The following is a 9,130-nucleotide window of genomic DNA, read 5'->3' as shown; positions in this document are numbered from 1 at the left end:
ACCCATCCCGACTCGTGTCATGTGGATCCCAGAGTGTGGTCCGCGGCGGCGGAGGGCGTACGTCGGTGGCACCGGGTGAACCGGACCACGTCACGTCGTTCGCATCTATTCCGATGGCCGGGGTACATAAAAGCCCGTCGAACCACCACCCTCCCCGCCACGCTGAATCATGGCACTGAGACGGGTCAGGCTCGGAAGGAAATGCGACACGGGAGGAGGCCGACCGGTCATCCCGCGCGGTCGTGCGTTCGGTCGGGTCGGGTAGTACCCGTGCACGCGACGCTACGCGACGAAGTGAAATGAATACCGTGGATGTCAGCACAGAACTATCGCGCGTCGAGGTGCTCGATTCCCTGCTTGGCGACGTTCGCCTTCGTGATCTCGGTGGGCATCCAATCGGGTTTGTCGTCCGGCGAGTTCGACTCCCACGCCCACGCCTCATAGACGTGGACCTTGTCCGTCCCCTTCTCACGGAGGCGGATCTCGGAGCGGGGCGCGCCGTCCTCGCTCGTCCCGACCCCCTCGAGCCGCCGTGCGGCCTTGAGCGCCGCCTGCCGCGGGGTGCTTCCACTGAAGACGCTGTCCTCGGTGCCGTCCGTATCGCGGAGTGCGAAATTCCGCTTACCGTCTTCGCGTACCATAACCTTCCAACCATGCCAACGATACACAGGCACAGCCATAAACGTACCGCCAATATTGGCCGACGGAACGGCGGAGCGCGTCGAACGCGACGGCCCGCGACTCGAAAGGGCTTAAGTAACAGCTACGCCGAAGGTAGACGTAGGTTAACCCGATGGTCCGCAAGAAGAAGCTCAGCCCGAGTGGCGCGAAAGGGGAGGACGGAGAGTATCACAACGCTCACGTCAACCTCCACGAGGACGAGCTCGCCGTCGCCGGACTCGACATCGGCGACGAGGTGTTCGTCCGCGTGCGTGAGGACAAGATCATCATTCAGAAGGCCGACCCGGACGAGGTCGAGCACGACTTCTGACGCGACGGGATGTACCGAACTCTCAAGCCACTGCTCTTTCAACTGCCCGCGGAGACGGCGCACGGAGCGATCCACACGCTCCTCCGAGGCGTCGAGAGCGTCTCTACCGCCAGATATGCTCTCGAACGGTGGTACGGGGTGGACGACGCGCGCCTCCGCGTGCACACGTTCGACAACGCCTTCCCGAATCCGGTCGGCGTCGCCGCGGGGTTCGACAAGAACGCCCACGTTCCGCGGAGCCTCGCGGCGCTCGGGTTCGGTCACCTCGAAGTCGGCGGCGTCACCGCGGAGCGCCAGCCCGGAAACCCCCGTCCCCGGATGTTCCGTCTCCCCGAGGATCGCGCGATCATCAACCGAATGGGGTTCAACAACGACGGGGCGGACGCCATCGGGGCGCGCCTCGACGCGACTCCGGTCCCGGACGTCCCGGTCGGCGTCAACATCGGGAAGTCGAAGTCGACGCCGCTCGATGAGGCCGCCGAGGACTACCGCTACACGTACGAGCGGGTCGCGGACGCGGGCGACTACTTCGTCGTGAACGTCTCCAGTCCGAACACGCCGGGTCTGCGCGATCTCCAGCACAGCGACGCGCTCCGCGACATCTTGACGGCGCTCCTTGATGCGGGCGCGAGTCCGCTCCTCGTGAAGTTCTCCCCGGACCTCTCGCGCGACGGCATCGCCGCGGGCGTCGATCTCGCGGAGGAACTCGGTCTCGACGGGATCATCGCTGTCAACACGACGACGAAGCGGGAGGGGGTGAAACATCCGAACCGCGTGGAGGAGGGCGGGCTCTCGGGGGCGCCCCTCCGCGAGCGCGCGACCGACACGGTCCGCTTCGTCGCCGAGCGCACGGACCTCCCAGTCGTCGGCGTCGGCGGCGTCTTCACCGCCGCGGACGCCTACGAGAAGATCCGCGCGGGCGCGAGCGTCGTCCAGCTCTACACCGGCATGATCTACCGCGGCCCGTCCATCGCGACGGACATCAATCGCGGGCTGCTCGAACTGCTGGAGCGCGACGGCTTCGACTCGATCGAGGACGCGATCGGCGCCGACCTCTGAAAATAGGGGTGCGTAGCACGACGTGAAACGCGCCCCGAAGGCACACGTACGCTATGTCTCCAATCGCCCGAGGCGTCACTCCGCGAGCGCGTCCAGACGGAGTTCGAACGCCGCGACCGGCACTTCGAGGTCGTGCTCGACGAGCACTTCGGGATGGACTTCGCCGATGACGCCGACGTCTTCGCCGTCGATGGCGACGCTGGCGACGCGGCCATCGATGAACGTCGGGTGGCTCGTTTCCGGCGTCGCCAGTTCGACGTCGAAGTCGCGAGCGAGCACTTGGAGGCGGGCCTTCGCGTCCTCGTAGGAGGCGTCGTGACGGACGACAGCCCCGGCGACGGTGCGACGTTCGGCGACGCCCGTGTTGCTGTCGTCGCGTTCGGCGGCGAAGCCGACCTCCGCGACGTCCTGCGGGTACGCGCGGTGGGTGTTGTTCTCGAGTAGCGCCATGAGCGAGGGGAGCGCCCACGTCCGGACGATGGTGTAGTCCTCGCTGTACGGCTCGGCGATGGTCGCGGGTTCGCCGCCGCCGACGACGTCGCTCCCGGGGTCGAGGCGCATCCGATCGTAGTTCTCGTCCTCGTTCGTGAGGTGGAAGTTGAGCAAGTCCTGATGGCCGAGACCGACGAGCGTCTCGCGGACGGCGCGCTCTAGGCGAGAGCGATCGGTGCGTCCTCCGACGGTCGAGACGTCCGGATAGCGCGGCACGAGGTCGTTGAAGCCGTACGCGCGCCCGACGTCGTCGACGATGTCGACAGGGTGGAGGACGTCCGTCCGGTAGGGTGGGATCTCGACGACGTAGTCGATACCCTGCTCGCCCCAGACCTCGCTCTCGGCACCGAGACCGGCGCGTCCGAGCAGATCGAGCACCTCCTCCTCGGTGAGGTCGATGCCGAGCGTGGACTCGATGCGCTCGTGCGTGACGACCTTCTCGTCGGTCTCGAGGTCGGGCTTGGGGACGTCGGTATCGGGATAGGAGACGGTGACGTCCTCGATCGTCCCACCGCGTGCGTCGAGGGCGTAGCAGATGATGTTGCACATCCGATCGATGGTCCACTGATCAGTTCCCGTCAGCTCGACGAGGAGGTTCCGCGAGTTCTCCGTGACCTCGGTTCGCCGGCCGTTGATGACCGGCGGGAAGCTGAACAGGCCGAGATCGTCGTAGATTGCGGGATAGCGCTCGTAATCGTCGAGCAGGTCGGCGTACGTCTGGCCGGTCGGGTGCTCGGTGAGGACGTCGGCGGGGGTACGTTCGGCGTCGTCGTCGAGCGCGACGAACGTGTCGCCGTCGGGATCGATCCCTCGATACGTAATGGAGTTCGACGCTTCCGCATCGGTCGTATCGGGATCGAGGCTCCCCCCTTTCACCATCGTGAGATCGTGGATCCCGATGGCCCCCTTCGTGCGCTCGCGGCCCATCGTCGCGTGGAGCTTCTCCTGTAGCTGGATGAGCGACTCCAACGCTCCCCCGCTGAGGTCGACGCCGCGGACGATGGCGCCCGTGACGCACGGGCGTTCGTCCGGGACGGAGTCGGCCACTTCGATCGTCCACTCGGCGTCGTTCGTGTCGGGGACGTAGACTCCGGACGCATCGCCGTACTGATAGCGCAGCGATCGCGCGACGCCCTCGACGCTGAGCCTGTCGAGGCGATCGGGAGCGAACTCCAGTTGGAACTCGCCGTCCTCACTCGTCCCCTCGTATTCGAGACCGATCCCGAAGAGATCGTCCTTCAGTTCGTCGTCGCCCTTCTCCTCGTGTCCCGTGAGTTCGCGGAGTTCGTCGGGGTCGACGTCGACGACGGGCATTAGTAGACCACCTCCGTGTTCCGCAGGAAGTCGATGTCGGCGAGCGTGCCGTGGACGTCGCGGATGTCCTCGAAGCCGTGGGTGAGCATGAGCAGGCGTTCGAGGGCGAGACCCCACGCCATCACGTCGCACTCGACGCCGAGCGGTTCCAAGACCTCGGGTCGGAAGAGCCCGGAGTTCCCGATCTCGATCACTTCACCGGTGCGCGGGTGCGTGCCGAACAGCTCGAAGCTCGGTTCCGTGTAAGGGTTGTAGTGGGGCTTGAACCGGACGTTCTCGATACCGAACTGGCTGTAGAACTCGGTGAACGTCCCCATGAGGTCGCGAACGCTAAGATCCTCGGCCATCACCCAACCCTCGATCTGGAAGAACTCGAGGAGGTGCGTGGCGTCGAGCGTGTCGTTTCTGTACACCTTCTCGACGCTGAAGTAGCGCTGCGGGGGTTCGAGGTCGCCAACGGCTTCGCCCGAGAGATAGCGCATCGAGAGCGACGTGGTGTGTCCGCGGAGGTCGACGCCGCGCGCCATCTCCTCCGTCCACGGGGAGTGATAGCCGTCGCCGTCGTCGCCGACGCCCTCGCGGTGGGCGCTCTCGACGCGCTCCAAGAGGTCGTCGGGAAGCTCGTCGACTGCGCTGGGTTCGGAGAGCGCGAACTGGTCCCAGTGGGTGCGCGCGGGGTGGTCTTGGGGCATGAACAGCGCGTCGTTGATCCAGAACTCGGAGTCCGCGTGCGGGCCCTCCATCTCCTCGAAGCCCATCCCCACGAGGACGTCCGTCACGCGCTCGGCGGTCGCGCGGAGGACGTGCTCCTTCCCGCTGCTCGGCGTTTCGGCGTCCGCCTCGACGTTGTAGTCCGCGAACGCGACGTCCGCCCACTCGCCGCTGGCGAGCATCTCGGGAGTGAGTTGACCGACGGCCTCGGTGGCGCTGATGCCGGCCATCAGCGCGTCCACGCCGTCGTCGGTGAGCGTCACCGAGCGAATCGTGCGTTCGTGGACGACGAGGAGGTCGCGGCGTTCGAGCGCCTCGCGGACGTCCTCGTCGATCGGTTCCCCGTCGGCGACGGCGTCGAGCGCGGCGGCCTCCTCGTCCGTGTCCGGATCGGCGTCGGGATTCGCCGAGAGGTCGCCCGATTCGATCTCGCCGTACCCCTTCCGGGCGTAGTTCGAGAGCGCGATGTCGACCTCGGGACCGTCGAGATCCGCCGCGCCGAGCACCTCCCCCATGCTCACGGACTCCTCGTCGGCACCGGCGCCGAGTGCGGTCTCGTAGAGGCGGATCTCCGGGAGACCCATGCGGTGATAGCGTTCGCCTTCCTCGGTGAGTTCGACGTCGGCGACGGTGTCCTCTGAGACGGTGACGAGACCGCGCTCCTCGAGGTCGAAGGCGGCTCCCGTGACCGTCTCCGGTTTCTCGCCGGTCGCGGACGCGAGTTCCGCGACGGGTGTCGGTTCGTCTGCGCTCGCGGCCTCGAGGACCGCGAGTTCGCGCTGCGGGAGTTCCATTGGTTCGTGTTGGTGTCCGGTAGTCGGATAGCTATTGCGAAGCGACGCGTCGAACGGCGTCGCCGGTCCCGATCGCGGCTGGACGCGGGGAGAAGAGAAAAACGGTGGTGGTCGAGTCTCAGCCCTCGAAGTGGGCTTGAACGGCTTCGAGCGCGCGTTCGCGGTCGTCCCAGCCGACGAAGACGGCGACGCTGGTCGCGGAAGTGATGACGTCGTGGAGCGCGATCCCGGCCTCCGCGATCGGGTTGACGATGTCGCGGATGACGCCCGGTTGCGAGGGGAGATCGCCGCCGAGGACGCGGATGGCGGCGACGTCGTCGGTAACGGTGACGCTGGAGAGCGTGTCCTCGGCGACGACCTCGCGGTGGAGGATGGTCTCGGCGCGTTCGTCGACGTCGGCGTCGACGTAGAACGTGATGGAGTCCATCCCGGAGGCGACGCCGTCGACGTTGATGCCGGCCTCGGAGAGCGCACTGGAGAGGCGCGCGAGGATACCGTGGCTGTTGCGGATGGCGCGCCCGGCGACGGTGATGCAGGCCAGCGGCTCGTCGCGCATGTCGATGATGTTCTCGAATTCGCCCTCGATGGAGGTCCCACCGGTCAGGAGGTTCGAGTGCTGATAGTGGATGACGCGGACGTCGAGGTCGGCGTCCTTGTACGTGAGCGCGGAGGGCGCGACGACCTCGGCGCCGCGGAAGGAGAGGTTTCGAAGCTCGTCGACGGTGATCTCGCCGACGTTCCGCGCGCCCTCGACGACGTGCGGGTCGCCGGTCATGATGCCCTCGACGTCGGTGACGATGACGACCTCGTCGGCGTCCATGTAACGTCCGAGCATGACGGCGGAGGTGTCGCTCCCGCCGCGTCCGAGCGTCGTGACGTTCCCGCCGTGATCCTCGGCGAGGAAGCCGGTGATGACGGGGACGACGCCGTCCATCCGCTCGGCGAGCTTCTGCGCGCGTCGCTCCGTCTCCTCGACGTCGACCTCACCGCGTGCGTTCGTGACGACCGGCCAGTCCGGGTGACCGGGTTCGAGGAAGACGGCGTCGACCCCGCGGGCGGTGAGCGCGGCCTTGAGCATCCGGACGGACGTGCGCTCCCCCATCGAGACGATCTCGGCACGATCGCTCTCCTCTGCGTCGAACGTGATGTCGTCGAGGAGCTCGTCGGTCGTCGAGCCCATCGCGGAGGCGACGACGGCAATCTGGTGGCCGTCGCGAACGGCGGTCGCGACGGAGTCCGCGGCCCGATCGATCCGGTCACCGGAGCCGAGACTGGTACCACCGAACTTCGCGACTACGCGCATCGGACCCCCCCGACACGAGTCATGTCACACCCAATCATGGACACGCGTAGCAACGGCGGGGGGATAACGCTGTCTATCGCGAACACCGTTCCCCGTGGGGCGATTTTTTGTGTTCACGCGTGCAAGCGCGTGTAGGATATGGTACGGGTCAGGGTTCGCGACGCCCACGACGGGGACGTCGATTCGATCGCCGCGCTCACCACTGTCGAGACCGGCGTGGCCGAACGACTCGTCCGCGAGCGTCGGGTCGCCGTCGCCGAGCGAGCAGGGGGTGGGGATGGGACGAGCGGGGACGGCGAAACCGAGGACGACGAGAGTGACGCGATCGTCGGCGTCGTCGCGTACGACGTCGCGGACGCCGCGGTGCATGTCACGCGACTCGCGGGCGAAACGGAGGCGGTCGCGGTCCTGCTCGACGAGCCGATCGGCTTCGCGCGCGCGGAAGACATGTCCGTCGAAGCGCTCGTTCCCGACTCGGCTGCCGGTGCACTCGACGCCGTGACGGATGCCGGATTCAAGGCCGTCGGGGAGGGACCGCGCTTCGCCGGCGACCGGACGACGCGCTACCGGCTCACGGTGGACGAGAACGCCTAGCAACCCCCTCCGTTTCGAGTGGAGAACGCACGACGGGAAGTGGGAACGGGTCGAGGTGAACGTGGCGAAGGAGGGGTCGCGACAGCGAGAACGATCGCGTGACACGCGACGCTCGCATGCGCCTCACACGTCGAGAGCAGCACGTCAGAACTTCCGGACGGTGATGTCGAGGGTGTCGAGGTCGAGGATGGGCGCGGTGCCGACGTCGGGATCGATGTTGACGGACTTCTGGAAGGCGGTCTGCTCCTGCCAGCTGCCGGAGTTGACGAGCGTGACGTTGTGATATTCGCCGACGCCGAGCTTGTGGACGTGGCCGGTGTGGAAGACGTCGGGGACGTCGTCGACGACGAGGTAGTCCTTCTCCTCGGGCGCGACGCGCATTCGGCCGCCGTACTGCGGGGCGACGTGTCGTTTCTTGAGGAGCTGGGCCATCGCGTTGTGCGGGGCGTCGTAGGAGACCGACTCGTCGCCGTGTTCGGCGATGACCTCGTCGAGACTGACGCCGTGGTACATGAGGACGTCGACGCCCTCGACGGTGACGGTGGCGGGATTGCCGACGATGCGCGCGTCGTGGGCGGACATGATGTCGCGGAGCTCCTCGTCGAACCCGGGTTGGGGTTCGGCGAGACGGACGGCGTCGTGATTCCCGGGGATCATGACGATCTCCATGTCGCCGGGGACGTCCTTCAGGCGCTCCGAGAAGGACCGGTACTGCTCGTAGACGTCCACGATATCGAGCTCCTCGTCCTGATCCGGGTAGACGCCGACGCCCTCGACCATGTCGCCACAGACGAGGAGGTGTTCGACGGAGTCGGCCTCTCCGGTGTGGAGCCAGTCGGCGAACGCGTCCCAGCGGTCGCCGGCGAACTCTTGGCTGCCGACGTGGATGTCGGAGACGAGCGCGGCCTGCACGTGTCGATCGGCGGTGCTCGGGCGGTAGGTGCGGGGGACGTCCGGGAAGTGGACGCTGTCGGCAAAGAGGATGCCGCCGTCGTCGGCGAGCGTCCCCTCGATCGCGATGACCTCGTCCATGAGGAGCTCGTCGACGACGTCCGCCCAGTCCCGATCCTTCATGATGAGCGCGGGGAACGTCCCGTTCGTGTCCTCGAGTTCGACGAGCCAGTGTCCGCTCGCGGTCGAGCGGATGTCGTTGACCATCCCGACGATGGCGGCGTCGCTTCCGCCCGGCATCGCGTCGAGTGCGTCGGTCGGCCGGTGGTTGACGCGTCCCCGGAGCTTCTTCGAGAGGCGCTCGTAGCGATCCCGGAAGACGCTCACGAAGTCGCCGTACTCGCCCGCACCCGTGGAGTGGCCCGTGATGTCGCCAGCGACCTCGGGTGGCGTCGGTGAACGCTCCTCACTCGCTCCCGTCGCAGTCGCACCGGGGGACACGGGATCGGCGTTCACGTGGCTGCTCGTCGCGGAGGAGGCATCGGTGGGCGCGGGAGCGGAGTCGCCGGCGCCGATCGAGTCGGCTGTATCGGATGCGGCGGTCCCACCGGTATCGGTAGTCGTATCGGATGCGGCGGTCCCACCGGTATCGGTAGTCGTATCGGGCTCGGCAGTTCCACTGGTGCCGGTACGTGATGCGCGTGCGGCGGCGCCGCCGTCGGTGCTCGCGGCGCCGGCGTGGTCGGCGTCGAGTGCGTCGCGACGTCCGCGGTGGAGAGGGTGAGTGCGTCATCGGTCGCGGCGTCGACGACGCGCTCGACGGCCGCGTCTGGGTCGGGTGCGTCCGCGATGAGCGTCACGGCATCGCGCTCGGCGTTGTAGCCGCGACGCGCGAGTTCGCGGACCACCCGGACGGGCGTCGAGTCAGGCACAGTGCAATTGACACGGTATCCGCGAGCAAAAGGACTGCGGAAGCCGTCG

At 67.2% G+C, this 9,130-nt stretch carries 7 protein-coding genes and 1 pseudogene; 3 read left to right on the top strand and 5 right to left on the bottom strand.

The window, feature by feature from the left end:
- Positions 1-326 precede the first annotated feature (326 nt).
- Entirely contained in the window at positions 327-641 is a 315-nt protein-coding gene (locus AOZ13_RS06655) for a non-histone chromosomal MC1 family protein (protein ID WP_020221523.1), read from the bottom strand.
- 152 nt (positions 642-793) lie between these two features.
- Here AOZ13_RS06655 and AOZ13_RS06650 point away from each other — a divergent pair, with 152 nt between their 5' ends.
- Together AOZ13_RS06650 and AOZ13_RS06645 are read left to right on the top strand one after the other, a co-directional pair.
- Positions 794-991 (top strand): AbrB/MazE/SpoVT family DNA-binding domain-containing protein, encoded by a 198-nt coding sequence (locus AOZ13_RS06650; protein ID WP_020221522.1) that lies wholly within the window; start codon positions 794-796, stop codon positions 989-991.
- 9 nt (positions 992-1,000) lie between these two features.
- Entirely contained in the window at positions 1,001-2,050 is a 1,050-nt protein-coding gene (locus AOZ13_RS06645; RefSeq protein ID WP_020221521.1) for a quinone-dependent dihydroorotate dehydrogenase, read from the top strand.
- 75 nt (positions 2,051-2,125) lie between these two features.
- Here AOZ13_RS06645 and pheT read toward each other — a convergent pair whose 3' ends face one another.
- The 3 genes from pheT to AOZ13_RS06630 form a co-directional block, all read right to left on the bottom strand.
- Positions 2,126-3,856, bottom strand: coding sequence for a phenylalanine--tRNA ligase subunit beta (gene pheT, locus AOZ13_RS06640; protein ID WP_020221520.1), 1,731 nt, complete (start codon positions 3,854-3,856; stop codon positions 2,126-2,128).
- Positions 3,856-5,361, bottom strand: a complete 1,506-nt coding sequence (gene pheS, locus AOZ13_RS06635; protein ID WP_020221519.1) for a phenylalanine--tRNA ligase subunit alpha — start codon at positions 5,359-5,361, stop codon at positions 3,856-3,858. Before pheS ends, pheT begins: the two co-directional genes overlap by 1 nt.
- Positions 5,362-5,479: 118 nt before the next feature.
- Positions 5,480-6,664, bottom strand: coding sequence for an aspartate kinase (locus AOZ13_RS06630; protein ID WP_020221518.1), 1,185 nt, complete (start codon positions 6,662-6,664; stop codon positions 5,480-5,482).
- Positions 6,665-6,802: 138 nt separating this feature from the next.
- Between AOZ13_RS06630 and AOZ13_RS06625 the strand changes: the two genes are divergently transcribed.
- Positions 6,803-7,258: a hypothetical protein gene (locus tag AOZ13_RS06625; protein ID WP_020221517.1), complete on the top strand. Its 456-nt coding sequence runs from the start codon at positions 6,803-6,805 to the stop codon at positions 7,256-7,258.
- Between the two features lie 144 nt (positions 7,259-7,402).
- On the opposite strand, the pseudogene AOZ13_RS06620 reads toward AOZ13_RS06625, so the two are convergent.
- A pseudogene (locus tag AOZ13_RS06620) lies at positions 7,403-9,081 on the bottom strand (DNA-directed DNA polymerase II small subunit).
- Between the last annotated feature and the right edge of the window lie 49 nt (positions 9,082-9,130).

Origin of the sequence: Halarchaeum acidiphilum MH1-52-1 (assembly GCF_000474235.1) — an archaeon.
Classification (GTDB): domain Archaea; phylum Halobacteriota; class Halobacteria; order Halobacteriales; family Halobacteriaceae; genus Halarchaeum; species Halarchaeum acidiphilum.
Note: the sequence above shows the minus strand (reverse complement) of the source record. Positions and strands in the feature narration are given on the sequence as shown.

Excerpts from the sequence above, each read along its gene's own strand:
- pheS (WP_020221519.1), bottom strand. The coding sequence starts at position 5,361 with ATGGAACTCCCGCAGCGCGAACTCGCGGTCCTCGAGGCCGCGAGCGCA.
- AOZ13_RS06650 (WP_020221522.1), top strand. The coding sequence starts at position 794 with ATGGTCCGCAAGAAGAAGCTCAGCCCGAGTGGCGCGAAAGGGGAGGAC.
- AOZ13_RS06630 (WP_020221518.1), bottom strand. The coding sequence starts at position 6,664 with ATGCGCGTAGTCGCGAAGTTCGGTGGTACCAGTCTCGGCTCCGGTGAC.
- AOZ13_RS06655 (WP_020221523.1), bottom strand. The coding sequence starts at position 641 with ATGGTACGCGAAGACGGTAAGCGGAATTTCGCACTCCGCGATACGGAC.
- pheT (WP_020221520.1), bottom strand. The coding sequence starts at position 3,856 with ATGCCCGTCGTCGACGTCGACCCCGACGAACTCCGCGAACTCACGGGA.
- AOZ13_RS06625 (WP_020221517.1), top strand. The coding sequence starts at position 6,803 with ATGGTACGGGTCAGGGTTCGCGACGCCCACGACGGGGACGTCGATTCG.
- AOZ13_RS06645 (WP_020221521.1), top strand. The coding sequence starts at position 1,001 with ATGTACCGAACTCTCAAGCCACTGCTCTTTCAACTGCCCGCGGAGACG.